Origin of the sequence: Microbacterium oxydans, assembly GCF_006540085.1 — a bacterium.
Taxonomy (GTDB): domain Bacteria; phylum Actinomycetota; class Actinomycetes; order Actinomycetales; family Microbacteriaceae; genus Microbacterium; species Microbacterium oxydans.
This window is the reverse complement of sequence record NZ_BJOG01000001.1, coordinates 233,650-258,888: the sequence shown is the minus strand read 5'-3', so window position 1 is coordinate 258,888 and position 25,239 is coordinate 233,650. Positions and strand designations below refer to the sequence as shown.

Here is a 25,239-nt window from a genome sequence, read left to right as displayed (position 1 = left end):
GGTCAGCGGAAGAGGACCACGAGGTAGACCCCGAAGGTCACCAGGTGTGCGGCGCCGTGCATCGCCGTCACGCGCTTCGCGGCGAAGGTCGTCACCGACAGCAGCAGTGTGACGCCGAGCATCAAGAGGTTCGCCGGAGACTCCGCGAGCACGACCGTCTGGCCGGTGAACATGCCGATGATCAGCACGGCGGGGATCGTGAGTCCGACCGTCGAGACGAGCGCACCGTGGCAGAGGTTGTTGACGCGCTGAGCTTCTCCGCCCAGAGCGGCGCGGACCGCGGTGATCGACTCGGGAAGGAACACGATGCCCGCGATGAGCACGCCGGCGAGGGCGACCGGAGCGCCGAGGCGGCCCAGCCCGTCGTCGAGCAGTGCCGCCATGTCATGCGACAGGAGCACGATCGGGATGACGGTGACCACCAGCAGGGCGAGCCGCACGAGGACCTCCGTGCGATGCTCGGCGAGAACCTCACGGATCCCGCTGTTCCCCTCCGTGTTCTCCTGGCGTTGCGGGTTCTGCAGCAGGCGCGGGTCGACTTCGGTGAAATCGCCTGCCTGCGCGCCCATCTGCCGATAGAGGAAGAACGCGTAGAGCGCGAGGGTGAGCACGATGATCGGGATCTCCTGCGCCACCGTGTAGGACCCGTCCGTGCCGATCAGAGCGGGGAGGCCGAAGGCGAGCGCGACGAGCACGACCAGCATGGACAGGTACGCGGAGGTGCCGGTGCGGTTGTGGGCCATGCCGCGGTGGCGGAGTCCGCCGACGAGGAGGGCGAGCCCGATCACGAGGTTGAGGATGATCATGGCGACGGCCATGACCGAGTCGCGGGCGATGGTCGCGTGCTCGCCTGGTCCGAGCATGACGGCCGAGATCAGGATCACCTCGATCATGACGATCGAGAGCGTGAGGACCAGCGAGCCGTAAGGGTCTCCGAGGCGATGCGCGAGGGCTTCCGCCTGCTTCACGACGCCGAACGCGCAGACGAGGATCACCGCGATGATGACCGCGAGCGCGATGACGAGCACCGGGGTGGGCACGGGAGGCTCCAGTACCGGGTGGAGGAGAAGGAGGGCGGCGAAGGCTCCCCATCCCAGGACGACGCGGACGATATCCGTCGGGCCGATCAACGTCTTCAGTTCCGTGCGTGACATCGCCGGACTCCTTCGAGGTGGGGTCGTCCCCGTCGAGTCCCACAGTCGGAGGTCGTCCTCCGTGGTTGTTCTCAGGCGTTCAGTCTATCAAAAATTTCCCGGTCAAAAGGAAATTTGACTTCCTCCGGGTTCTCACTATGGTCGGAGGTTACGCCAGCCACTGAAGGGGAAGCGAGACACCATGTCCGGAAAGACCAAGAAGGCACCGCAGCTCACACTCAAGGAGAAGCGAGCCGCGAAGCGCGAGAAGAACGCGCCGGCCGAGTTCATCAAGCCCCGCAAGGGTGCGAAGGGCTGAGTGGACTCGACCCGGTGGGCGCATCGGCGAGTTCTGCGCGATGCGCCCACCCGGGGTTTCAGCGGAACACGCGCGTGATGCCGCTCTCGGTCTGGGTGAGCTGGAAGTAGGTGAGGACGTGCGCGACCGGCCGCCGGACGGGGCGGAGCACGCGACGTCGGATGCTGTGCAGAATTCCTCGTCGGGGTCCCCTGACCTCCCACGTGAGCGTCACCTGGATCTGTATTCCCCCAGCGGCATGTTCGAGCGCGAATGCGAGCACCCGTGACGTGTCGACACTCGCGTCCGGATAGGTGAAGCGCCAGGTTACGAATGCGCGGTCCTCGAACCGGTCCAGGAAGATCCGCTGACGTACGTAGGTGTCTTTGACGGACACGTTCTTGCCGTTGCGGACGGTGATCGTCCGTGCCTCCCAAGGGCCGGTGGGTGCGATCGCTGAGCCCACCTCGCCCACCCCGTGATCCCACTCGGGAATGCGGGAGGCCGACGACAGCAACTCCCACACGTCATCGATGGGGGCGGGGACGAAGATCGAACGGCTAGCCGAGAAGCTGTTGTCGTCGATCCGGTCTGTTCGCGCGGGATCGAAGACACGCGTGTCGTCGAGGCGCGATCTCAGCGTGTCCGGGTCGACATCGAGTCGTCGCAGGATCTCTTCGACGAGACCGCTCGGCTCATCCACGAGCGCGCGCAGCACCGCCGCGGAGTCGCCGCGGCGGCCGCCACTCGACGCCGCGGTCCACACCGCGAGCGCCCGGTCCGTCCACTCGTACCCCGAAGTCTCGTGGAAGACGATGCGGCCGGGCTCCTCCACACCTGTCGCGACGCCCACGGATTCGAGCTGAGCGGCGTGCTGAGCCGCGACGGCCGCGCGGGCCGTGTCGAGCCCGGCACCCATTCCGCGCAGGATCTGACCCCCGGTGTCGGGGTCGATCGTCAGAGCGAGCAGAAGATGATCGATGTCGGTATCACGCACCCCGAAACGCGAGGCCTCTTCCATGGCGGCCAGCGACAAGGTGTGCATCGTGCCAGCAGCCTGCACCAATCGGCTCATCATCCCCTCCGCGGAATGTCGATGGACGGATCGATCCGCTTCGAGTGCTTCTTGTGCACGGCCTGGCGGGTCACTCCCAGGGCGTCGGCGATGGACTGCCAGCTCATGCCGGACCGCAGCGCGGCTTCGACTTGCCGCAGTTCGAGCGCATCCGCGAGTCGGCGCAGAGATGCGACCGCGCGCAGCCCTGCTCGGGGATCGGTGGTGTCTGCAGCGATCTGTGCGACCTCGAGGGATTCCATGCTGTCAACCTACGTTGCTCATCCCCGCGCTGTCAACCAAGGTTGCTCACGTTTTCCGTGTTCGGGATTAGTCGCCCGTCGTCCGGGTGTCAACGGTCCTGCGGACCCGCGGATTCCGTTCCACCCTGGTCCTCCCGACGAGAGGAGTGCAGGATGTCGAATCCCGACGTGTATCCCACCGAAGGCGAGCAGCCGGAGACGCAGGGCGAAGACCCGATCGAGGCGGAGCTGGGCGAAGAGGGCCAGGGTGACCTCACTCCGGAAGACGAGGGCGCGGGCCACAGCGGTGACGCTCCCACCGACCTCAGGGACGGCACCGAATGAGCGGGAGCGAGGGAACGCGTCCGGAGGCGGCGACCTCGCCGGTCGAGGGCGACGCCGAATCCCGGATCGCCCAGCACCTCGCCGAGCGCGGGGGCGACCGGCCAGCGGACCCGGGTGACGTACCGGCCGGAGGAGCGGGTGCCGACTCCGGTGCCGCGTCGGTGGTCGGGGTCGAACCCGGATCCCGCTCGACGGTGCCTGACGAGTCGACACACAACGACGACCCGGGTATCGGCACCCGTCGACCCGATGTCGACGAGGGGAATCGCGAAGACGGAGACCCCAGCCGCCGGGCCTGAGGTCTCCGTCCCACGATTGACAGCCGCGTCTGTCAATCGCGGCTGTCAGGCTCGCGTCACACCGTCGACGGGCGCAGCACCACCTTGATGCAGCCGTCTTCCTTCTTCTGGAAGGTGCGGTACAGCTCAGGCGCGTCGTCGAGGGGCGCACTGTGCGTGGTGAGGTCCATCACACCGAGCGGGTCGGCGATGTCCTCGACCAGGGGCACCAGCTCATCCACCCAGTTCTTCACGTTGCACTGCCCCATGCGCAGGGTGATCTGCTTGTCGAACAGCGTCTTCATCGGCATGATGTCGGCGTCGCCCGCGTACACCCCGCTCAGCGATACGGTCCCTCCGCGGCGAACGGTGTCGATGGAGGCGTAGACGGCGGCCAGACGATCGACACCCGCCTTGTCGAGCAGCTGTCGTGCCGCCGGATCCGGGAGTACGCCCACCGCCTTCTGCACGAACTCGACGCCCGCGTTGCCGTGAGCCTCGAGCCCGACGGCATCCACCACCGAATCGGCGCCGCGCCCGTCGGTCAGGTCCCGCAGCTCATCCACGATCGTGTCGGTGAGGTCGAACGTCTCGATGCCGTGGCGTTCCGCCATGGCGCGACGCTCCGGCACCGGATCGACCGCGAGCACCCGGTGCCCCCGGTGCCGTCCGATGCGGGAGACGAACTGTCCGACCGGACCGAGCCCCATCACCACGAGGGTTCCGTCGTCCGGCACCTGTGCATACTCCACTCCCTGCCACGCCGTGGGAAGGATGTCGCTGAGGAACAGATACCGCTCATCGGGCAGGTCGCTCGCGATGGGGATGTGGTTGTAGTCGGCGAGGGGCACCCGCAGATACTCCGCCTGTCCGCCGGGGACCTGCCCGTACAGCTTCGTGTACCCGAAGAGGGCGGCTCCGCTGCCGTACTCGCGCACCTGGGTGGTCTCGCACTGCGACTGGAAGCCGCGTCGACACAGGTAGCATTCTCCGCACGCGATGTTGAACGGGATGACGACACGGTCTCCCACGGCGAGCGTCTTCACGTCCGCACCCACCTCGACGACGACTCCCATCGGCTCGTGGCCCAGGATGTCGCCGCGATCGAGGAACGGGCCCAGCAGCTCGTACAGATGCAGGTCGGAACCGCAGATCGCCGAGGACGTGACCCGGATGATCGCATCCTCCGGCTGCTGGATGACCGGATCGGGAACCTCCTCCACCGTCACCGTGCGCTTGCCCTGCCAGGTCAATGCCTTCATGATGTCCTCCGATCCTTGGTCTTCGTCGTCCGCGCCACGCTCGTCGCTCCCAGGGCGACCGGCCACCGGGTTGACAGCTGCCTCTTGACGTGCGGACGCGCGTCTCAGTGGAACGGACAGCCGCGGGTCGATCCGCTCTTGCGCACCGCTCCGCCCGATGCGGGTCTGGTCGGCAGTCGTCGCCGGTTCACCTCGAGTCCGGTGTCGAGGATGTCGAGACGCGGATCACTCAGCACGGCGATCGCCGCAGAGAGGCCGGCGATCACGAGCTTCTCGCCGGGGCAGCGGTGCCCGGTGGCGACGTCGGCACCGCCCTGCGGGATGAAGGTGCGGATCGACTCGTGATTTTCGACGTCGGTGAACCGCTCGGGTGCGAATCGATGCGGGTGGGCCCACGATTGCTCGTCGGTGTCGGTGCCGAGGATGTCGAGCACCACGCGCCCGCCTGCCGGCACCCGCACGTCGCCGATCTCGATGTCGACGATCGCGCGCCCGGGCAGCATGGGCACGAACAGAGCGGTGCGCCGCACCTCCTGCGCGAACATCACGGCCAGAGGCCCGCTCACCAGCGCATTCCGTTCGACGGTCTCGGCGGCGATCCGCTCGCGCCATTCGGGCCTGTCGTGCAGTTCCTTGACCGCGAAGGCCACGAAACGCGCCGCGGCGATCATCGGGCGGATGCTGTTCTGCAGTTCGATGCCGGCGAGGCGGGCAGGGAGCAACGAGCCGTCCTGATCGCGGTGGTCGGCCCACTCGGCCAGGGCTGTGCCTTCTTCGGCGTGCAGTGAGCCAGATCGGACGGCATCGATGAGTCGCTCCGCATGCCGATCGGACCACATCCTGTTCACGAAGGCGGCCACGTACTCGGGTGAGTAGGGAACACCGAAGTCGTCGACGATCTGCGCCAGCCGAGCCGCCCATCGGGTCTTCGCTGCCGGTGTACCCGGCAGCCCGGCCCAGCCCATGATCGCGCGGCCGAAGGCGCCGACCGCCGCGTCGTACGCACTGCGGGTTCCCCCATCGAGCCAGGCGTCCTCCTCCACTCTCCACTCGCGCTCCAGCCAGGGAGTCAGGCGCGCGACCTGCGCATCCTCATAGGCCACCTCCACGAACGTCGCTTTGCGGTGTCGGTGCGCCGACCCGTCCAGGCTGTGCACGGACCCGTGTCCGAACAGCGTCTCCTGGACGATTTTCGGCATGGCGCCGTGGCGGGCGATGCGCGACTCGTCATAGAACAGGTCGATGCCCTCGACTCCCCGCACGAACACCGCGTCGTCTCCGAGCAGTCGCATCGGAGCGGACCGTGCACCGGGCTCCGCACGCCGCCAGATGCGTGCGCCGAAGTCGTAGCCCCGGGTGAGGAGCGAGGGCGAATCGTCGTGGACGACCGCGGTGACGGCCTGCACCACGCGTGAGCTCAGTCTTTGCAACATGCTCCGACGGTGCCAGGCGCCGCCTGATCCCTCCAGGGGGGAGCGCTCCGGATCGGAGTGTGCTATCTCCGTCGGATCCGCGATGTCAAGCGGGTCCCCTTGGCGCCTGGATGCCGCGCAGGATGACTCCGCAGGAGCAGACGGCGCTGCAAACAGACGGTGCTGCAAATGGACGGCGCTGCAAGGAGGAGACATGGCGACGAACACCCGTGACCTGGCGTGCACGACGGATGACGTGTTCCGCGTGCTCGCGAACGGCTGGCTCTACCCCGCATGGGTGGTCGGAGCTTCCCGCATGAGAGACGTCGACGAGACCTGGCCGGCGGTGGCGGCGCAGTTGCATCACTCCGTAGGGGTCTGGCCCGTGCTGCTCGACGACACGACCGAGGTGCGCGAGTGGGATCCGCCGCGGCGGGTCGTGCTCAGGGCGCGCGGCTGGCCGATGGGCGAGGCGACGGTCACGCTGCGAGCACGCACGACCCCCTCCGGTTGTCAGGTGCGCATCGACGAGGAGCCCGTCGCAGGGCCCGCGGCGCTGATCCCGCGGTTCCTGACCGCCCCGATCCTGCGCTGGCGCAATGCCGAGACGCTCCACCGCCTGTCATACCTCGCGGAGGGGCAAACCGACTGAGTCCGCTCGATCGGCCGCGGTGTCTCCGCCGAGAGCGAGGGCGACCGCGGCATCCACATGCAGCGCCGTCGTCGGGAACACGGGCACCGGTGCATCGTCGGAGGAGATGAGCAGCTCTATCTCGGTGCAGCCGAGGACGATCCCCTCTGCGCCGTCGCCCACCAGGCGCTCGATCACCTCCGTGTAACGTCGACGGGACTCGTCGCGGATGACACCGTGCACGAGCTCGTCGTAGATGACGGCGTGCACAAGCGCGCGATCGTCGGCGCCGGGGACGAGTGTGCGGACCCCGTGCCGCGCGAGCCGTTCCGCGTAGAACGGCTGCTCCATCGTGAACGCCGTGCCCAGAAGCCCGACGGTCTGCAGACCTGCGGCCGTGATCGCCTCACCTGCGGGATCGGCGATGTGCAGGAACGGGATCCCGACTGCCGCTCCGATGCGGTCGGCGATCAGGTGCATCGTGTTGGTGGCGAGCACGAGAAGCTCTGCACCGGCACCCTCCAGCGCCGCGGCGCGCGACGCCAGCAGATCACCCGCGGCGTCCCAGTCGCCACGCGCCTGCATCGCCTCGATCTCCGCGAAGTCGAGCGAGTCCAACAGGATGCGAGCGGAGTGGTGGCCACCGCGCTGCGCGCGCACCCGTTCGTTCGCCAGCCGGTACCACTCCAGTGACGACTCCCAGCTCATGCCGCCCAGGACACCGATCGTCTTCATCGACGCACCACTCCCCTCTTCGCCGTCAGGCGTTCCCTGCGCGCATGAACTCCTCGGCATCGCGCACCTGCTCGGCGGACGGTCGGATGCCGGTGTAGAGCACGAACTGCTCCAATGCCTGCAGTGTCGCGACCTCTGCTCCTGTGATCAGGGTCTTCCCCGCTGTGCGAGCCGCGGCGATCAGCGGAGTCTCGGCGGGAAGCGCGACCACGTCGAAGACCACGGACGCGCGTGCGATCGTCTCCTCGGGGAACGCGAGCGCGTGCTCCTCCGCGCCCCCGGCCATGCCGATCGGGGTCACGTTGACCAACACGTCGGCCGTGGCATCGCCGACCTCCGCCGACCAGTCGAATCCGTACAGGTCCGCCAGCGCACGTCCGCTCTCCTCGTTCCTGGCGACGATGGTCACGCGTGAGAGGCCGGCGTCCCGGAATGCTGCCGCGGTCGCCTTGGCCATGCCGCCCGACCCACGCAGCAGCACCGAGCTCGCAGGATCCAGGTGCTCGCGTTCGATGAGCTGCGCGATCGCGGAGTAGTCGGTGTTGTGGGCGGTGAGCACACCGTCGTCGTTGACGATGGTGTTGACCGAGTCGATCGCGCTCGCCGAGGGATCCATCCGGTCGACCAGGGCGATGACGTCTTCCTTGTAGGGCATCGAGACGGCGCAGCCGCGGATCCCGAGCCCGCGGACGCCCGCGATGGCCTGGCCGAGATCGGTGGGGGCGAACGCCTTGTAGATCCAGTTGAGCCCGAGCGCCTCATAGAGGTGGTTGTGGAAGCGCGTGCCGTTGTTGCTGGGCCGTGCGGAGAGCGAGATGCACAGCGTCATGTCCTTGTTGAGCAGAGTCACCGCATCAGGCTACTCGCGAGTGACGGAGCCCGCGGATCCGGGGGAGAGAGGACGACGGAGGTGCCTCCGTGCTGTGCGTCCCGTCTCCGCCCGAAACCTGCGATCCCTGCGGGATCAGTACCCCGACCTTCTCCGATATCGCGCGGACGAGAGTCCGTGGCGACATCGTGCATCCTCCCCTATGGTGAAGGTGCATGCACACGGGGATTGATCGTCTCCGTCTCTCCCCAGGAGACGGCGGCCCTCCCCAGGGGCAGACGATCCGTGCATGCGATTGGGCCCTCTCGAGTAGTTCAGTCCCCAATGGGCTACTCGAGGGGGCCGCTATCGTCCAGTCTCGCACCGAAGTTCAGATTTGTCCCCCAAAAGGGGGACAAGGGCGTCGAAAAGGAGCTAAGCTGTTCCTGACGCACCCTCCGGTCGTCTTCGGCCCTCATCGCTCCCCCCGCGGTGAGGGCCACACCATTTTCGGGGCGCCTCAGGCGCCGTGCGGGTCGCGAAGCGACGCATGACGGGCGGATGCCGCTCGTGCAACATTTGGATTACCTTCTTGCAGCGGCTATTCCGCTCGGGGCCTCCTCCACTAGCGTTAGCGATGTCGGGGCATCCCTGCGTCGGCTTCTTCATCAGCAGAACAGGCAGTACATGAGCACCCAGGGCACGGTCAAGTGGTTCAACTCGGAGAAGGGCTTCGGCTTCATCTCCCCCGACGACGGAGGCGCTGACGTCTTCGCGCACTACTCCGCCATCCAGTCATCCGGCTACCGGTCTCTCGAAGAGAACCAGCGAGTCGAGTTCGATGTGGCGCAGGGTCCGAAGGGCCTGCAGGCAGAGAACATCCGCCCCGTCTGAGACGGGCGCGACACAGAACTCCCCACCGGATAGCGTCCCCGATGCGTCATCCGGCGGGGAGTTCTGTGCTTTCTGAGGTTCTCAGCGCCGCTTCGGCTGATACCCGTCAGCGGGAGGAGGCGGGGTCAGCTCAGCAGCAGCGCGCGCAATTCTGCGACCGAGGCCGCTCGGAACGCGGCGTCATCGCCTTCGTGCCTGTCGCTGAAGCCCCACTCGACGAAGATGACGGGGACGTCGTTGGCGTTCCCGCCTTCCACGTCGTGATGGCGGTCACCGACCAGAACCGGTCGTGACGTGTCGGCGCCGAGCGCGCGCAGCCGACGAAGCGCCTCGGCGACGATGTCGGTCTTCGAGGCGAGAGTCGACTCGTCGGGGGTCGCGCCGACTGTGGTCAGGAACGCGGGGCGCAGGCCGAAGTGATCGACGAGGGCATCGACCTGGTTCTCGGGCTTCGAGCTGGCGGTCGCCTGCGGCACCCCGGCGGCGTGCAGCTCGTTGATGAGCTCGACGACGCCCGGATAGGTCGCGACATCGGTCGTGTAGCCGTCGGCCTTCCCGAGCGTGCGGTAGAAGGCCACGGCCTCGGCGGACTGCTCCGGGGTCATTCCCGCCTGGTCCTGGAAGGACTGGAACATGGGCGGACCGATCCAGTGCACCAGCTGCTCGCGCGTGGGCGCGGGGTGGCCGAAGTGCGTGAGCGCGATGTCGAGCCGGCGAAGGATGCCGACGGACGCGTCGACGATGGTGCCGTCGACGTCCCACAGCACGCAGGAGTAAGGGGAGTGAGGCACCCCTCCACCCTATGGCCCGGAAGAGGACGGTCGCCTTTCCTGCACAGGTGTGCACGAACAGGGCTTATCCACGTCTCATGTGAGCACTCTATGTCCCCATATAAGGTCGTGACAACGGCGGATGTGCGAGTCAGAATGGGGGTATGTACGTGTCGGTGGAGATCATCACGATGTTGGCCACGGCCGCGACGCTGCTGGTGGCGATCATCGGCGGATTCGGCTGGACGATCAACCGGATGGATGCGCGTTTCGCGGCGCAGGACGCCCGGCTCGACGCGCGTTTCGCGGCGCAGGACGCACGGCTCGACGCACGGTTCGATGCGCAGGACGCGAAGCTCGATGCGCGTTTCGCGGCGCAGGACGCGAAGTTCGACGCGCAGGACGCGAAGCAGGACGCGCAGGACGCGAAGCTCGATGCGCAGGATGCGAAGTTCAGCGCACGGTTCGCGAGTCTCGAATCGCGATTCGACCGCGTGGATGCGCGATTCGATCGAGTCGAGCAGGAGATCTTCGAGGTGAAGATCGCGATCGCGCGTCTGGAGGGGCCGACGCCGCGGCTCATCCCCGTCCGTTGAGACCGTCTGCTCAGAACAGGCGGGGGATGCCCGACTCGATTCCCTTCATGTCGTCGTAGTCGAGCACCAGACAGCGGATGCCCCGATCCTCGGCGAGTACACGCGCCTGCGGCTTGATCTCCTGGGCGGCGAAGACACCCTGGACGGGGGAGAGATGTGGATCGCGGCCGAGCAGCTCGAGGTAGCGGGTCAGCTGCTCCACGCCGTCGATGTCGCCGCGGCGCTTGATCTCGACGGCGATCGCCGCGCCGTCGGCATCGCGCACCAGCAGGTCGACCGGCCCGATCGCCGTCGGGTACTCGCGGCGCACGAGCGTCGCACCCTCGGAGATGCGCTCGACCTGCTCCGCGAGAAGTCGCTGAAGGTCTGCCTCGACGCCGTCCTTCTGCAGTCCGGGATCGATGCCCAACTCGTGCGAGGTGTCATGGATGATCTCGTAGATCTGCACGCGCAACGCGTCACCGGTCTTCTTGTGGGTCACCCGCCAGACCTCGACGACGCCGGCGCTCGCCTCTTCCTCACCCGGAGTCTCGTTCGAGAGAGAACACGGGGGACTCATCCAGTTCAGCGGCTTGTAGCTGCCGCCGTCGGAGTGCACGAGCAGACTCCCGTCGCCCTTGTGCACGAGCAGACGCGTGGCGAGCGGAAGATGGGCATTGAGCCGACCGGTGTAGTCGACCGAGCAGCGGGCGATGACGAGACGCACCCGTCGAGCCTACTTCGTCGGGAGCGCTGCGCGGTCGCACCCGGAGGGTGTGCCGGTCACCGGTCGAGGAACGAACCGATCGCCTCGAAGAGGCCGAGTTCGGTGGCGGCAGAACGGGCGATGAGGAACCCGATGATGCCGATGATCCAGGCGGTGTTCTCCGCCCCGGTGCGCTCCATCCAGGCGGCGAAGCGTTCGAGCGGCCGTTGCACGAGTGGAGCGGCCACCATCCGCAGCACGAGCAGCACGACCGCGGGCAGGATCATCAGCGCACAGTATCCCGCGAGCGAGAGCACACGCAGCGGCGTGTCGATGCCGGCATCCGCGAGCATGGTCATCGCCACGATGTACGGCAGCATGGTGGCGATCTCGACGAGCCCTGCGGCGATGGCGACGGCCATCACTGCGGTGCCGCGGGTGCGCGGGTCGAGGAGCCGCTCCCGCCACCGCGTGATGCGTCCGGGACGAGGAGCAGGATCGGTCGCGATCGCGGACGCGGCATCCGGGGGAGCCAGGCGGGAGCCGTTCGCATCCTGCGCGCCCGGTGTCCCTCCCCGAAGCGGCACCGGAGGCGCGGATGCTGTCTGCGGTGCGGGCGCCGGTGCGTTCTTCTTGTTCTTGCCGCCGGTCGGCATCGCGAATGCCGTGATGAGGAGCGCTGCTCCGACGACGAGCCGGACGATCAGTCCCGCGGGCGACGCGAGGAAGTCGGACGCGACGTCGACGAGGTTCACCAGGCCCCACAGGAACAGGAGGCCGACGACCAGATAGAACGCGGCGATGGTTCCCAGATACAGCAGGATCCGCCCGGCGCGCACCCGCCCCGGGTGCAGCAGCAGGAAGACCGGGATGAGGAGTGTGCCGACGCTCAGCCCGTCGATCAGCGCCAGGAGCGCGAGCGACAGGGGGAGCGGCAGTCCGCCGAAGAGTTCCATGCCTCCACGTTCACGGACGCCCCACGGATCCCGGATCGGGCGAAAGTATCGTCTCCGCAGAGCCACTCATCCCTTCGTCGGATGCGCGGCGGCGGCCGTCGTGGTTGCATGAGGGCATGCACGAGCAGGTCGAAGGCGGATTCGGCGCCTGGTACCGCCGGCACCGTTGGTGGGCGGACCCGCTGGGCATGGCGATCTTCGCCGTGGTGATGGCGGCCTTCGGATTCCGGGGTATCTGGGGGCCGTTCTCGCTCCTGCAGGAGCCCCTGTCCCCATGGTGGGCGCTGGTGCTCGCCCTTCCCGCCTGTGCGATCGCCCTCTTCAAGCGGCGCCTGCCGGTGACCGTGCTCGTGCTCGTCTCCCTGCTGTTCGTCGCTGACCTGCTCACCGTGGGGGGCCTCGGGACCCTCGTGGTGCTCCTGGACGTCCTGTGGACGGCCGCTTTCCTGGCGGATTCCCGCGGGCGAAGGATGCTGCTGGCGCTGCTGGGGGCGGCGACGGTCGTCCTCTTCCTCTGCGCCTGGCTGCTCACCGATGTGTCGTTCCCGGTCGCGTTCCTCATCGGAGTGCAGTTCGGAGCGATCTTCGGCACCGACTACTGGTGGGCCGTGGCGGTATCCCAAGCGCACGAGCTCGCGGAGCTGCACCGTCAGCGGGCGGAGCATGCCGCAGCCGTCGCCGAGCGCGACCGAGTGGAGGCGGTGCAACGGGAGCGCGAGACCATGGCGCGCGAGCTGCACGACGTGGTGGCCGGCCATGTGATGGCGATGGCGATCCGCGCGGAGGCCGCCCTGTCGACCCCGCCCGATCATCCGCGGGACCGCGAAGCGCTGCAGGCCGTGCGTGATGCAGGTCTCGATGCCCATGCGGCGCTGCGATCGATGATCTCCGTGCTCCGTCGCGGTGAGGGTAGTCCCGCGTCGTCGCCGCGGTGGGGGGACCTCGAGGGGATCGTGCAGGAGGCGGAACGCGCGGGACTCACGGTGCGACTCGTCGCCGATCACGTGGGTGATGTCGGTTCCGCGCTCGAGCAGGCCGTCATCCGCATCGTGCGGGAGGCACTGAACAACTGCATCCGTCACGCCAGCGGCGCCGAGGTCGACGTCATCATCCGCAGGAGCGGACCCGAGGTGCGGGTCGAGGTGCGTTCGAGGGGTGGCTCGCCGAGCGGGGCGTCCACGTCCGCGGATGGGGGCTGGGGGTTGCAGATGCTCAGGGAACGGGTCGCCGCGCTGGGGGGCGCCTTCATTGCCGGGCCGGTCGCCGGCGGATGGTCGGTGGAAGGTCGCATCCCGACGGAGGCAGCGGCATGAGCGAGCCGACGGTGCTGCTGGCGGACGACCACGGCGCGATCAGGGCGGGGCTGCGCATCATGCTCGAGGCGCAGGGGATCACGGTGGTCGGGGAAGCGGCGGACGGCGATGTCGCCGTCCGCAACGCCGCGGCGCTGCGTCCCGACGTGGTCCTGATGGATCTGCGGATGCCGGGACGCGACGGGATATCGGCGACGGCGGAGATCGTCGAGCGCCACTTGAGCGACGTGCTGGTCCTCACGAGCTTCGACGAGGATGACCTGGTGTTCGGGGCGATCCGCGCAGGCGCCGTCGGCTTCCTCCTCAAGACGGTGGACGCTCCCACGCTCGGCGGGGCCGTGCGGGCGATCGCGGCGGGCGAAGGCGCGCTCGATCCGCGGGTGACGCGCCGAGCGCTCGCCGCCGTCGCCGAGAGCGCCGCCGTGCCGGCACCGGTCAGGCGCCGCGAGGGGATGGTCGAGCTGACGGCCAGGGAGCAGGACGTGCTCGACGGGATCCTGCAGGGGTGGTCGAACGCCCAGCTCGCCGCCCGGCTGCGCATCTCGGTCCCCACGGTGAAGACGCATGTCTCCAACGTGCTCACCAAGCTCGGCGCACGCAGTCGGTCGCATGCGGCCGCACTCGTACGCGGCCGCGACGACTGACGCTCAGCCCTGTGCGACCGTCGCGACCGAGCTCTTCTCGTCGTCGCGGAGCGGACGCGCAGCACCCGAGAACAGCCCGGACATCACGACCAGCGCGACCAGGATGAACAGCGTGTTGAGCAGACCGATGTGCTCGCTGATGATTCCGAGCACCGGCGGGCCGCCGAGGAAGGCGATGTAGCCGATCGTGGCGGCCGCGCTCACCCTGGCCGCGGCCTTGGCGGGGTCGTCTGCCGCCGCCGACATGCCCAGCGGGAAGCCGAGCGATGCGCCGATTCCCCACAGCGCGGCTCCGACCAGCACGAGCGGGAAGGTGGGGGCGAGGATGAACAGCAGGATGCCCGACGCTGCGGTCGCTGCGAGGATGCGCAGGACCAGGACGCGGCCGAAGCGATCCACGAGGGGACCGCCGAACAGGCGCACGACGGTCATGCCGACCGAGAACACGGCCAGGGATACGGCTCCGGTGCCCTCGGCGAAGCCGTGACCCTGTTCGGTGCCCAGGGCGATCCAGTCGTTGGCCCCGCCCTCGGCGAAAGACATGCCGAGCATGACCACACCGATGAGGTAGGTGCGGGGCTCGCGCCACGCTTCGAGCGCCGTGTGCATGCGGACGCGGAAGGCCGGCTTCTCATGCGCCGCGGGATCGAGGGCGGCCTCGCGCACCGGGACCTGGAAGAAGCAGACGATCGCGATCACGGCGATCAGCCCGCCCATGATCGCGGCGTGGGTCGCGACGTCGACGGCGAGCTGCGCGGCGAGAGCGCCGATCCCCGCACCGATGACGGTGCCGAAGCTGAAGAAGGCATGGAAGACCGGCAGGATCGTCTTGCCCATCTGCTGTTCGATCGCGGTCGCCTCGACGTTCATCATCACGTCGACCGACCCGTTGCCGAAGCCGAACAGCACCATGCCCACGATGACGACGGGGACGGAACCGAACACGTTCGCGCCCAGGCCGACCAGCACGATGCCGAGCGCGAACGTCAGCATCGTGAGGAGCATCCCGCGCCGGGCGCCCAGACGTGCCATCACCGCGGGGCCTGTCGAGATGCCGAGGATGGACGAGATGCCCATGCCGAGCAGGATCAGACCGACCTGCGCGTTGTCGAGTCCCAGCGCCTCCTTGATCCCGGGCACGCGCGACGCCCAGGTCGCGATCGAGAGGCCGCTGGCGAGGAAGATGGCGAAGATCGCCGCGCGCCAGCGCACGAACTGCGAACGAGAGAGGGCTGTTTCCATGCCGGACAGCCTATCGAATCGATTCGACCGTAGGGAAGCGCGGGGAGCTATCCTCGAAGTATGAGCAGCCAGGAGACGCCGCGTCGGCCCACGATCGCCGACGTCGCACGTGAGGCGGGCGTGGCGACCTCCACCGCATCCGTCGTCTTCAGCGGCAAGGCGAACGTGGCCGCCGCCACGAGGGAGCGCGTCCTCGCCGCCGCAGCCGATCTCGGCTATGCGGGGCCGGACCCTCGTGCGGCCTCGCTGCGACGTGGACGCAGTGGCATCGTCGCCGTGGTGCTCGAAGGGCATCTGCGTGCAGCATTCCTCGATCCCGTGACGACCGCCATGATGGACGGCCTCACCGACGGGCTCGCCGACCTGAGCGCCGGCATCCTCCTCATGCGCGACGAGCCGGGGGAGGAGGGTGCAGCCATCACCAACGCCCCCGTCGACGCCTTCGTGCTCATCGGCTGTTCCGGGCGCACGAAGGCCTCGCTCGAAGTGGTCCTCGGCCGCGGACTGCCCGTGGTCGTCATCGAAGGCGACGCCGGAGAGGGCATCCCGCGCATCACCCTCGACAACGTCGCAGCCTCCGCTGACGTCGCCCAGCACGTCTACGACCTCGGGCACCGCGACGTGGCGCTGGTCACCCTCTCGCTCGACAGCGAGCGCGAGCGCGCGCTGGTGACGCCCGAACGGGTCGAGAAAGCGACCGTCGACGTCTCAGTGCACCGTCTCGAGGGGATGCGCCAGGTCTTCCCGGACGCGCCGGCGATCTCGGCGTCCGGCAGCTTCATCGATGAGGGCGTGCTGGTCGGCCGCATGCTCCTGACCGACCCGGCCACTCGACCGACGGCCGTGCTCGCGCAGAGCGATCTGCTTGCGGTCGGCGTCATCCGCGCAGCCGAGGAGCTGGGTCTCCGCGTGCCCGAAGATCTCTCCGTCGCGGGCTTCGACGGCATCGAGGTCGACGGGCTCGGCGATCTCACGCTCACGACCAGCGTGCAGCCCGCGGTCGAGAAGGGGCGCGCTGCCGGGGAGCAGATCGCCCGCATGCTGCGTGGCGAACCCGGGATCACGCAGCACCTCACCTGCGTGTTCCGAGCCGGCACCACGACGGGCCCCGTCCCGCGCTAGCGGTGTCCTCGCCGAGTGCTCAGCTGTGCTGTGAGCCGAGCGGCAGAACGCGTTCGCCGAAGTCGAGGATGCGATATCGCCCGCACTCGACGACATCGTCGGGTATCGCCGGTGTGGAGAGCTGCCACGCGACGGTCTGGGAGTCCTCGACGAGGAACGAGACTCCGTCGACGTCGAAGTCCTCGCGGTTCACCAACCATGCGTACGCGTTGAGCTCGTGATCGACCTGCACGAGGTGGCGGGGATCGGCGACATGCAGCTTCGGCAGCCGCACGGTCCAGAACTGTCCGCCGCCGATGCGGCCCGAGGCATCGACCCAGTCGGTCACGCAGGTGAGATCGGGGTCGGGCGTCGTGCTCGCCGCGACGAGCCGAGGCACACTCAGCGCCCCGCCCACGAGCAGGAGCACGGCCGCGGTGGCCGTGAGGGCATGGGGTGCCCGGGCGGGCATCCGCGGGATATGGGGAGCGGCCACGATCACGAGCACGGGTCCGAACGCGAGCGGCTGCAGGTAACGGGCGGCGTGGGTCCCGAGGGCGATCGCCCCGACCAGGACGAGAGCGGGCATGGCCCACGCGACCGTGGCGACGAAACGGGAGCCGGTGTCTCCGACGCGTGCCGTGTTCGCGATCGCCCAGCCGACCAGAGCCACCACGACCACGACTCCGAAGATCCCTGCGGGCGTCGCAAGGCGGTCGAGGAGAAGGCCCCCGTAGTAGCCCGCGGATTCCGTCCAGAGTTCGGGCTGGATGTAGCCGGCACCGGTGTTGGCGATCCATGCCCGAAGCGGAATGCGTCCGAGGAAGCCCAGCGCGGTGCCGATGACCAGCACGACGAGGATCGTTGCGGTGCGTGTTCGTCGTGGCGGGCGAAGGAGCATCACGAGGAGCAGCAGCGAGAGCGGAACCGTGGCCCAGGCGGCGAAGAGGGGATTCGAGAGCGTCGACACGGCGGCGATCGCCCCGAGCGCGATCAGTGCGCCGATACCTCCTGCGCTTCGGTCGAGCACACGACGGACCAGTCCCACACAGAGGACGACGGCGACCACGGTGGCGGCGTAGTACGTGGTCGTCAGCAGCAGCGAGGCCAGCTCCAGGGCGTCTCGGGACCCCGAGAGATCGGTCATGGCGAGGATCGCGAAGGTGCCCATCCCGAGCAGCGCCCATGCGACGGGGGCTGTCCTGTCCCGCCGACGCCCTACGGCGACGCGGAGTGCACCGTAGAGGGCCAGCATGTTGACCACGGCATTCACCGTGAGCAATCCGTTCACATCGAGCCCGAGCGCGGCGTCCAGCCCGGAGAACACCGCGGACTCGGGCAGGAACAGTACGCTCGACATCGCCCAGTCGAGGGGTGCGCCGGAGAGCAGCGACCGAGCGAACATGCCCACGACCAGGGAATCTCCGTCTCGGAACAGCAGCTCAGCGCGGGCGGATGAAGCCACCTGAGCGACGGTGATGACCGCCACGGCCAGTGCTCCCGACCAGCCCGCGAGCTCTCGCACCCAGACCCGCCGCATGGGCCAACTCTCGCACGATCGTGCAACTGTGGACCGCAGGAACCTCTCGCGCCGGTAAACTGGTCTGACACCCGCCCGCCTGTGCCGAAATGGCCGACGAGCCCTGAGGGAGCCGCGTATATGCTGATGCTCCTCGCTGTGTTCCTCCTCGGGTCGCTGCTGATGCCCGTTCTGGTGCGCTGGCTCGGAGCTCAGGCCTTCGCCATCGCCGCCCTCGTTCCGGCAGCCGCCTTCGTGCACGCGCTCGTCATGACGCCGCGGGTGCTCGACGGCCCCGTCCCGTTCGAATCGGTCGAGTGGATCCCGCAGCTGGGACTCAACCTCTCCATGAACATGGACGTGCTCGGCTGGGTGCTCACGCTGATCGTCACCGGCGTCGGCGCGCTCGTGCTTCTCTACTGCCGCTGGTACTTCTACGAGGACTCCGCGGGGGTCGGCCAGTTCGCCGGTGTCCTGCTCGGCTTCGCCGGGGCGATGTACGGGCTCGTGCTCACCGACGACCTCGTGATGCTCGTCATGTTCTGGGAAGTCACGAGCATCCTCTCCTACCTCCTCATCGGCCATTACCGTCGGCGCGCTGCCAGCCGTCGTGCCGCACTGCAGGCGCTACTCGTGACCACGCTCGGCGGTCTCGTGATGTTCGTCGGCGTCGTGCTGCTCGTCGTCGACACGGGCACCTCGAGCATCCGCGAGATCCTCGAGCTCGCGCCCAGTGGGCCGCTCATCGACGCCGCGATCGTGATGCTCCTGATCGGGGCCATCAGCAAATCGGCGCTGTTCCCCTTCCACTTCTGGCTTCCGGGTGCCATGGCGGCACCCACCCCGGTCAGCGCCTACCTGCATGCGGCCGCGATGGTGAAAGCCGGCATCTACCTGATCGCCCGCTTCGCCCCGATCTTCGCGTTCAGCACGACATGGCGACCGATCGTCATCACGCTCGGCATCGTCACGATGCTGCTCGGCGGAATCCAGGCGCTTCGGGAGACCGACCTCAAGCGCATCCTCGCCTTCGGCACCGTGAGCCAGCTCGGCTTCTTCGCGATCGTCGTCGGCTACGGCACGCAGGCGACCGCCCTCGCCGGTCTCGCCCTGGTCATCGGCCACGCGCTGTTCAAGTCGGCGCTGTTCCTCATAGTCGGTGTGATCGACCGCCAACTGTCGACCCGTGACATCAACGAGCTCTCCGGTGTCGGTCGGCAGGCGCCCGTCATGGCCACAGCGGCATTCATCTCCGTCGCCTCCATGGCGGGTATCGCCCCGACCATCGGCTTCGTCGCCAAGGAATCGACGCTCACCGCGCTCCTCGACGACGCGCAGGGCGGCTCCGCCTGGGGTCTCGTCGCGCTGATCGGGATCGTCCTCGGTTCCATGCTGACTGCGGCATATGGCGTGCGCTTCCTCTGGGGTGCGTTCTGGAAGAAGCGCGACGACCAGGGCCAGCAGCTTCCCGACACCGCATGGCCCGATCCGCCGGTGGGCTTCCTGTCCGCGCCGATCATCCTCGCGGGGGTCACCCTCGCCACCGGCATCGGCGCTCCCGCCCTGGACACCGCTCTGCAGGGATACGCCCTCACGGCGACCCCCGGCCTCGATCACTCCGGGGAAGCCGTCGAGGGCCCTGGCCACTTGGCGCTCTGGCACGGCTTCGAACCGGCGCTGGGCATCTCGATCCTGTCGATCCTGCTCGGCATCGGGCTGTTCCTGCTCACCCGCAGGACCGCCTGGGACCGCAAGGCTCGCATCCTGCGCTTCACCGCGGCCGACGTGTACTACTTCGTCATGCGCGGCGTCGACCGTCTCTCGGTGCTCAGCACGACGCTCACGCAGCGCGGCTCGCTGCCCGTGTACGTCGGCACCATCTTCGTGGTGTTCGTCGCCGCCGAGGTCACGGCGCTGATCGCGAGCGACATCGATCGGTACAACCTGTCCCTCTGGCACACCCCGGCGCAGATCGCCGTCGCGCCGATCATGGCGATCGCCGGCATCTTCGCGGTCCGTGCGCGCAAGCGCTACACCGGCGTGGTGCTGGTCTCGGTCACTGGACTCGGAATGGTCGTGCTCTTCGCGACGAGCGGCGCCCCCGACCTCGCGCTCACGCAGATCCTGGTCGAGACGGTCACGATGGTCACCTTCGCCCTCGTGCTGCGTCGTCTTCCCGCGCGCATGGGCGAGCACAACGCCTCGGTCGGGCGCATCCCCCGCGCCCTGCTGGCCATCGGCGTGGGCGTCACGATGGCCTTCGTGGCCGTCGTCGCCACCCAGTCCCGCGTCGCCGACCCGATCTCGGAGGCGTTCCCGAAGCTCGCGTACGAGATCGGCCACGGCAAGAACGTCGTCAACGTGGCGCTCGTCGACCTGCGTGGCTGGGACACCATGGGCGAGCTCTCGGTGCTCGTGCTCGCCGCGACGGGCGTCGCCTCCCTCGTATTCGTCACGCACCGCGCCGATCTGCTGGCCGCCACCAAGAACCTGCCGCGAGCCACGCGCAAGGCCGCGCGCAGCCGCCCCCTCGTCGAGACGACCGAGGGCATCCGCTTCCAGACGTCCGAGAACGAGAGCAGCCCGCGGGCATGGCTCGTCGGCGGCCAGAAGATGAAGCCCGAGAACAGGTCGATCCTGCTCGAGGTGATCGTCCGCATTCTGTTCCACACGATCATCGTGGTGTCGATCTTCCTGCTGTTCTCCGGGCACAACCTGCCGGGTGGCGGGTTCGCCGGCGGTCTCGTCGCGGGTATGGCGCTGGTGATGCGCTACATCGCCGGCGGTCGCTGGGAGCTGGGAGCCGCGGCCCCGACGGACGCGGGACGCCTCCTCGGCACCGGCCTCATCCTGGCCGTCGGCACGGCCGTGGTGCCCCTGTTCTTCGGCCTCGCCCCCTTGACCAGCACGTTCTGGGAGTGGGAGATCCCGCTCATCGGACACATGGAGTTCGTCACGTCGACCATCTTCGATGTGGGCGTCTATCTCGTCGTGATCGGACTCGTGCTCGACGTGCTCCGCAGCCTCGGGGCCGAGGTCGACCGTCAGGCCGCCCTGCGCACCACGCCCGGTCCTGAAGGATTCCTCTCGCGGGGCGGGAGGAGCAGCTGATGGATGTCTCCCTCACCCTGATCGTCATCATGGCCATCCTCTTCGCATGCGGTGTCTACGCGATGCTGGAGCGCAGCCTGACCCGCGTGCTGATCGGCTTCCTGCTGCTCGGCAACGCCACCAATCTGCTGCTGCTGATCGTGATGGGCGTGCCGGGCAACGCCCCGTTCTTCGGTACCGAGGGTGAGATGAGCGACCCCCTCCCGCAGGCGCTCACCCTCACGGCCATCGTGATCACGTTCGCGGTCTCGGCCTTCCTCCTCGCACTGATCTATCGCTCCTGGCAGCTCGGACAGGCCGACACGGTCGAGGACGACGAGGCAGACATCGCCCTTCGCGAGCGCACCGATGCCGACGAAGACCTCATGGACGACGAATCCGAGACGGACGACGACGAGGCGACCACGGACTTCGTCGGCGTGCAGACCGCGCCGATCACGGTGCTGCACATGCGGGACCACCCCTCCATCCACGACGATGCGCCGTATGACGCTCCGACCGGTTGGGGGAGCGAACCCTCTGCTGCGGACGAGGGTCGAGAACCGCGCCCCGACGAACCCGATGACCACGACGAGAACGAGGAGGGCAGGCCATGACCGCCCTCGTCCCCCTCCTCGTCGCACTGCCACTGCTCGGTGCCGCCGTCACTCTCGTTTTCGGCCGGAACGCGCGCCTCCAGGTCGTCGTCACCGTCGCCACCCTCGCCGCCGTCTCGATCATCGCCGCCGTGCTCCTGGTCGTCGTCGATTCGGGTGCTCCGCTCGCGGTGTCGGTCGGCGGATGGCCCGTTCCGTTCGGCATCGTGCTCTATGTCGACCGGCTCGCCGCGCTCCTGGTGCTGATCTCCAGCATCGTGCTGCTCGCGGTGCTGCTCTTCTCCATCGGCCAAGGTGCGGCGGACGGCACCGACGAGACGCCGATCTCCATCTTCAACCCGTCGTACCTGATCCTCGCGGCCGGTATCTTCAACGCCTTCATCGCCGGGGACCTGTTCAACCTGTACGTCGGATTCGAGATCCTGCTCGTCGCCTCCTACGTGCTGATCACGCTGGGCAGCACCGAGTCCCGTATCCGCACCGGCGCGGTCTACATCGTCGTCTCGCTGGTCTCGTCGATCCTGTTCCTCGCCTCGATCGCCATGATCTACGGCGCGCTCGGCACGGTCAACATGGCCCAGATCGCCGAGCGGATGTCGGAGCTCCCCCAGGAGACGCAGCTGGTGCTGCACCTGATGCTCGTGGTGGCCTTCGGCATCAAGGCTGCCATCTTCCCGGTGTCGTTCTGGTTGCCCGACTCGTACCCGACCGCTCCGGCCCCGGTCACCGCCGTGTTCGCCGGCTTGCTGACGAAGGTCGGCGTGTATGCGCTGATCCGCACCGAGACGCAGCTCTTCGCCTCGAACAGCATCGACACCCTGCTGCTGATCATCGCGCTCGCGACCATGATCGTCGGAGTGCTCGGCGCCGTGGCGCAGGCAGAGCTCAAACGAATCCTGTCGTTCACGCTGGTCAGCCACGTGGGCTACATGATCTTCGGGCTCGCGATAGCGACGCCCGCCGCTATCGGCGCGACGGTGTACTACATCGTTCACCACATCGTCGTGCAGACGACGCTGTTCCTCGCCGTCGGGCTCGTGGAACGCCGAGCGGGAAGCACGTCGATCCTGCGGGTCAAGGGGCTGCTGAAGGTCGCCCCGGTCATCGCGGTGCTGTACTTCGTTCCCGCGATCAACCTCGGCGGCCTGCCACCCTTCTCGGGGTTCATCGGCAAGTTCGCGCTGTTCGAAGCTGCGGCCTCCGTCGGGACTCCGATCATGATCGTGCTGATCTTCGGCGGTATCATCACCTCGCTGCTGACGCTGTACGCGCTGATGCGCGCCTGGAACCTCGCCTTCTGGCGCGAGGAGGAGGACTCCACCGAGACCGAGGGCCGCATCTCCTACCTGGGTAACGCCCCCGCCGCCGACGAGCAGCAGGAGCGTCGCCGCATCCCGAAGATCATGACCCTCGCGACCGGAGGCATGGTCGCTGTGACCCTCGCTCTGACCGTGTTCGCCGGTCCCCTGTACGCCCTCTGCGACCGCATCGGCGCCGGACTGCTGCAGCCCGTGAGCCTCGTGCAACTGGAAGACGAGGTGGGCTGATGGCGCGTGACACCCGGCGTCACCTGTGGCGCGACATCCGCGTGCAGCTGCCGTTCCTCGCGTGGCTCGTCGTGCTCTGGATGCTGTTGTGGGCGCAGTTCACGGTGCTGTCGTTCCTCACGGGACTCGTCGTCGCGATCTTCGTCACCCGCGTGTTCCGCCTGCCGACCGTCGCGCTCTCCGGCCGGATCAACCTCTGGTACGCGGCACTCTTCGTGGTGCAGTTCCTGTTCGCCGTGCTGAGCGGCGCCCTCTCGGTCACCGTGCAGGTCTTCGACTTCCGCCGACAGCCGGGGACGGCCATCATCGCGGTGCCGCTGCGCTACGCGGACGACCTCGTCATGACGCACGTCGCTGTCGTGTCGTCGCTGATCCCCGGGTCGCTGGTCGTGGAGACCGACCGCGACCGCCGGATCCTGTACCTGCACGTGATCGGCGTCAGGAACCTCGACGACGTGGAGAAGCAGCGTGCGGGCGTGCTGCGCTGGGAGCAGCGGGTCGTGCGTGCGCTCGGAGACCCCGCTCAGTATCGTGCCCTCAAGGCCGACGAGCGTGCGGGCCTCGGACTGACGAAGGGCGGTGCCCGATGAACATCCTCCTGCTGCTGATCATGGTGGTGTTCGGCATTGCCGCCGTGCTCGCCCTGATCCGGGTCGTGCGCGGGCCGTCGATCCTCGACAGGGCCGTGGCCTCCGACGTGCTCCTCACCGAGGTGATGTGCGTGATCGGTGCGGAGATGGCCATCAACGGTCACACCCGCAACATCCCGGTGCTCCTGATCATCGCGGCCATCGGGGTGTTCGGCTCGATCGCCGTCGCCCGCTTCGTCGCGAGAAGGGACAACACGACACCATGAACGTGTTCGGTCTCATGATCCCCGACGCCGTCATCGACGTGGCGGTGCTCGTGCTCATCCTGCTCGGCGCCGTGCTGTGCCTGTCGGCTGCGGTCGGGCTGCTGCACTTCCGCGATGTGCCTTCGCGACTGCACGCGGCGACCAAGCCGCAGGTTCTCGGTCTGCTCCTCATCTGCATCGCCATCGCGCTGTCGCAGCGCTCGATCGGCGGCATCCTGCTCGGGTTCGTGCTGGTCGCCCCGGTGGTGCTCATGCAGTTCGCGACCGCTCCGCTCTCGGCGCACATGGTCGGACGGCAGGCGTATCGCAACGGCACCATCGAGCAGCGCGGTCTCGTGGTCGACGAACTCGCCGAGTCGAAGCAGACCCCGCCCGCCGCCGGCTGACCTCGAGGTCTGATCCCGGGAGCCGCTCGACGGAGAGCCCGCGGGCGTCAGATGCGGGCGGCGAACTCGTGGATCAGGCGTGCCGCGGGCTCGGAGTCGCTGATCAGGGTGCCGTGACCATGGTCGGGGATCACCTCGAGGTCGGCTCCGGGGATCGCGTCGATGATCTCGCGGCACCAGCTCATCGGTGCCAGCGGGTCGCTCTCTCCGCGCAGCACCAGCACCGGGCACTCGATGCGCGCGAAGGCGTCTTCCGGCTCGTGCACGATCGTTGCGCGCATCTTGCGGAAGAGGTGTGGTCCGCCGCGGAGGTACTCGCGGGCTCCCCGCCAGATGACCAGCGGCCGCTCGCCGATGAGGTCGGTCAGCAGGTAGCGGGCCTGCGCTCCGATGTTGCGTGCCGCCTTGTTCACGGTGGGACCGGCGAGCACCACTCCTTCGACGAGGGACGGATGGCGTGCGGCGAGCTCGGCAGCGATCTGGCTCCCCATGGAGTGGCCGATCACGAGAACGGGGCCGGAGTCCACGTGCTGGAGGTAGGCCGCGACCAGGTCGGCGTGCCGCTCCATCGTGAGGGTGCGCGTGGGCTCTGGCGCCTCCCCGAGGCCCGGCAGATCGACCGCGATGACTCGTCCATCGAGCCGCTGCACGACGTCGAGGTAGACGCTGCGCCCCATGCCGATACCGTGCAGGAGCAGGTAGGTGTGCGGTCCTTCTCCGAACGTCTCGGCGATGAGGGTCGCACCTCCGTGCTCGAACTCCAGGAGCGTGACGGGGGTGCCCTTGGGGGCGAGGTAGCTGGTTGGCACCCATCCACGCTAGCCG

The 25,239-nt window shown here is 68.2% G+C and carries 27 protein-coding genes; 14 read left to right on the top strand and 13 right to left on the bottom strand.

Going from position 1 to position 25,239, the window contains the following annotated elements; translation table 11 throughout:
- Positions 1-2 precede the first annotated feature (2 nt).
- From MOX01_RS01175 to MOX01_RS01165, 3 genes are all read right to left on the bottom strand, one after another.
- Positions 3-1,154: a calcium:cation antiporter gene (locus tag MOX01_RS01175; RefSeq protein WP_141368111.1), complete on the bottom strand. Its 1,152-nt coding sequence runs from the start codon at positions 1,152-1,154 to the stop codon at positions 3-5.
- Positions 1,155-1,510: 356 nt separating this feature from the next.
- On the bottom strand, positions 1,511-2,476 hold the full coding sequence (locus MOX01_RS01170) for an SRPBCC family protein (protein WP_170224070.1): 966 nt from the start codon (positions 2,474-2,476) through the stop codon (positions 1,511-1,513).
- 29 nt (positions 2,477-2,505) lie between these two features.
- Positions 2,506-2,748: a hypothetical protein gene (locus tag MOX01_RS01165; RefSeq protein ID WP_141368109.1), complete on the bottom strand. Its 243-nt coding sequence runs from the start codon at positions 2,746-2,748 to the stop codon at positions 2,506-2,508.
- A 153-nt stretch (positions 2,749-2,901) separates the two neighbouring features.
- Between MOX01_RS01165 and MOX01_RS19030 the strand changes: the two genes are divergently transcribed.
- Together MOX01_RS19030 and MOX01_RS01160 are read left to right on the top strand one after the other, a co-directional pair.
- A complete protein-coding gene (locus MOX01_RS19030; protein ID WP_156172634.1) occupies positions 2,902-3,072 on the top strand; it encodes a hypothetical protein in 171 nt (56 codons plus the stop codon).
- Positions 3,069-3,371, top strand: a complete 303-nt coding sequence (locus tag MOX01_RS01160; RefSeq protein ID WP_141368108.1) for a hypothetical protein — start codon at positions 3,069-3,071, stop codon at positions 3,369-3,371. The genes MOX01_RS19030 and MOX01_RS01160 overlap by 4 nt, the downstream gene beginning before the upstream one ends.
- A 56-nt stretch (positions 3,372-3,427) precedes the next feature.
- Here the strand turns inward: MOX01_RS01160 and MOX01_RS01155 are convergent, their stop codons facing one another.
- Both MOX01_RS01155 and MOX01_RS01150 read right to left on the bottom strand, forming a co-directional pair.
- Positions 3,428-4,612, bottom strand: coding sequence for a zinc-dependent alcohol dehydrogenase (locus MOX01_RS01155; protein ID WP_058630980.1), 1,185 nt, complete (start codon positions 4,610-4,612; stop codon positions 3,428-3,430).
- Between the two features lie 104 nt (positions 4,613-4,716).
- Positions 4,717-6,045 (bottom strand): cytochrome P450, encoded by a 1,329-nt coding sequence (locus MOX01_RS01150; RefSeq protein ID WP_061016317.1) that lies wholly within the window; start codon positions 6,043-6,045, stop codon positions 4,717-4,719.
- A 193-nt stretch (positions 6,046-6,238) separates the two neighbouring features.
- On the opposite strand from MOX01_RS01150, the gene MOX01_RS01145 reads away from it, so the two are divergent.
- Entirely contained in the window at positions 6,239-6,676 is a 438-nt protein-coding gene (locus MOX01_RS01145) for an SRPBCC family protein (RefSeq protein ID WP_061016319.1), read from the top strand.
- Here the strand turns inward: MOX01_RS01145 and MOX01_RS01140 are convergent.
- Positions 6,647-7,390, bottom strand: coding sequence for an aspartate/glutamate racemase family protein (locus MOX01_RS01140; protein WP_141368107.1), 744 nt, complete (start codon positions 7,388-7,390; stop codon positions 6,647-6,649). The genes MOX01_RS01145 and MOX01_RS01140 overlap by 30 nt on opposite strands.
- A gap of 25 nt (positions 7,391-7,415) precedes the next feature.
- Positions 7,416-8,240, bottom strand: a complete 825-nt coding sequence (locus MOX01_RS01135; RefSeq protein WP_269140001.1) for a shikimate 5-dehydrogenase — start codon at positions 8,238-8,240, stop codon at positions 7,416-7,418.
- A 645-nt stretch (positions 8,241-8,885) separates the two neighbouring features.
- On the opposite strand from MOX01_RS01135, the gene MOX01_RS01130 reads away from it, so the two are divergent.
- On the top strand, positions 8,886-9,092 hold the full coding sequence (locus MOX01_RS01130; RefSeq protein ID WP_017203899.1) for a cold-shock protein: 207 nt from the start codon (positions 8,886-8,888) through the stop codon (positions 9,090-9,092).
- Positions 9,093-9,217: 125 nt separating this feature from the next.
- Here the strand turns inward: MOX01_RS01130 and MOX01_RS01125 are convergent, their stop codons facing one another.
- Positions 9,218-9,883 carry an HAD hydrolase-like protein gene (locus MOX01_RS01125; RefSeq protein ID WP_058630908.1) on the bottom strand — a complete coding sequence of 222 codons (666 nt, stop codon included), beginning with the start codon at positions 9,881-9,883 and terminating at the stop codon, positions 9,218-9,220.
- 143 nt (positions 9,884-10,026) lie between these two features.
- Here MOX01_RS01125 and MOX01_RS01120 point away from each other — a divergent pair, with 143 nt between their 5' ends.
- On the top strand, positions 10,027-10,458 hold the full coding sequence (locus MOX01_RS01120; protein ID WP_058630907.1) for a hypothetical protein: 432 nt from the start codon (positions 10,027-10,029) through the stop codon (positions 10,456-10,458).
- Positions 10,459-10,468: 10 nt separating this feature from the next.
- Here MOX01_RS01120 and nucS read toward each other — a convergent pair whose 3' ends face one another.
- Positions 10,469-11,164, bottom strand: a complete 696-nt coding sequence (gene nucS, locus MOX01_RS01115) for an endonuclease NucS (RefSeq protein ID WP_045262658.1) — start codon at positions 11,162-11,164, stop codon at positions 10,469-10,471.
- 56 nt (positions 11,165-11,220) lie between these two features.
- The gene (locus MOX01_RS01110; RefSeq protein WP_141368106.1) at positions 11,221-12,099 is read right to left on the bottom strand and encodes a GAP family protein; all 879 of its coding nucleotides are present in this window, start codon (positions 12,097-12,099) and stop codon (positions 11,221-11,223) included.
- Positions 12,100-12,215: 116 nt separating this feature from the next.
- On the opposite strand from MOX01_RS01110, the gene MOX01_RS01105 reads away from it, so the two are divergent.
- A complete protein-coding gene (locus tag MOX01_RS01105; RefSeq protein ID WP_141368105.1) occupies positions 12,216-13,412 on the top strand; it encodes a sensor histidine kinase in 1,197 nt (398 codons plus the stop codon).
- Positions 13,409-14,056 carry a response regulator transcription factor gene (locus tag MOX01_RS01100; RefSeq protein WP_058630904.1) on the top strand — a complete coding sequence of 216 codons (648 nt, stop codon included), beginning with the start codon at positions 13,409-13,411 and terminating at the stop codon, positions 14,054-14,056. Before MOX01_RS01105 ends, MOX01_RS01100 begins: the two co-directional genes overlap by 4 nt.
- A 3-nt stretch (positions 14,057-14,059) precedes the next feature.
- On the opposite strand, the gene MOX01_RS01095 is transcribed toward MOX01_RS01100, so the two are convergent.
- Complete coding sequence (locus tag MOX01_RS01095; protein WP_046748034.1) at positions 14,060-15,298, bottom strand: MFS transporter; 1,239 nt, start codon at positions 15,296-15,298, stop codon at positions 14,060-14,062.
- A gap of 60 nt (positions 15,299-15,358) precedes the next feature.
- On the opposite strand from MOX01_RS01095, the gene MOX01_RS01090 reads away from it, so the two are divergent.
- Entirely contained in the window at positions 15,359-16,420 is a 1,062-nt protein-coding gene (locus MOX01_RS01090) for a LacI family DNA-binding transcriptional regulator (RefSeq protein ID WP_058630903.1), read from the top strand.
- A 19-nt stretch (positions 16,421-16,439) separates the two neighbouring features.
- Here MOX01_RS01090 and MOX01_RS01085 read toward each other — a convergent pair whose 3' ends face one another.
- Positions 16,440-17,939, bottom strand: a complete 1,500-nt coding sequence (locus tag MOX01_RS01085) for a hypothetical protein (protein ID WP_141368104.1) — start codon at positions 17,937-17,939, stop codon at positions 16,440-16,442.
- Between the two features lie 120 nt (positions 17,940-18,059).
- Between MOX01_RS01085 and MOX01_RS01080 the strand changes: the two genes are divergently transcribed.
- From MOX01_RS01080 to mnhG, 6 genes are read left to right on the top strand one after another with little or no spacing between them, the layout of a single operon-like run.
- A complete protein-coding gene (locus MOX01_RS01080; RefSeq protein ID WP_058630901.1) occupies positions 18,060-21,029 on the top strand; it encodes a Na+/H+ antiporter subunit A in 2,970 nt (989 codons plus the stop codon).
- Positions 21,029-21,625, top strand: a complete 597-nt coding sequence (locus MOX01_RS01075; protein WP_046748038.1) for a Na(+)/H(+) antiporter subunit C — start codon at positions 21,029-21,031, stop codon at positions 21,623-21,625. Before MOX01_RS01080 ends, MOX01_RS01075 begins: the two co-directional genes overlap by 1 nt.
- Complete coding sequence (locus MOX01_RS01070) at positions 21,622-23,172, top strand: Na+/H+ antiporter subunit D (protein WP_045262651.1); 1,551 nt, start codon at positions 21,622-21,624, stop codon at positions 23,170-23,172. Before MOX01_RS01075 ends, MOX01_RS01070 begins: the two co-directional genes overlap by 4 nt.
- On the top strand, positions 23,172-23,762 hold the full coding sequence (locus MOX01_RS01065; RefSeq protein WP_058630899.1) for a Na+/H+ antiporter subunit E: 591 nt from the start codon (positions 23,172-23,174) through the stop codon (positions 23,760-23,762). Before MOX01_RS01070 ends, MOX01_RS01065 begins: the two co-directional genes overlap by 1 nt.
- On the top strand, positions 23,759-24,028 hold the full coding sequence (locus MOX01_RS01060; RefSeq protein ID WP_058630898.1) for an MrpF/PhaF family protein: 270 nt from the start codon (positions 23,759-23,761) through the stop codon (positions 24,026-24,028). The genes MOX01_RS01065 and MOX01_RS01060 overlap by 4 nt, the downstream gene beginning before the upstream one ends.
- Positions 24,025-24,414, top strand: coding sequence for a monovalent cation/H(+) antiporter subunit G (gene mnhG, locus MOX01_RS01055; protein WP_046748040.1), 390 nt, complete (start codon positions 24,025-24,027; stop codon positions 24,412-24,414). Before MOX01_RS01060 ends, mnhG begins: the two co-directional genes overlap by 4 nt.
- 47 nt (positions 24,415-24,461) lie before the next feature.
- On the opposite strand, the gene MOX01_RS01050 is transcribed toward mnhG, so the two are convergent.
- Positions 24,462-25,223 (bottom strand): alpha/beta fold hydrolase, encoded by a 762-nt coding sequence (locus tag MOX01_RS01050; RefSeq protein ID WP_141368103.1) that lies wholly within the window; start codon positions 25,221-25,223, stop codon positions 24,462-24,464.
- Positions 25,224-25,239: the final 16 nt, after the last annotated feature.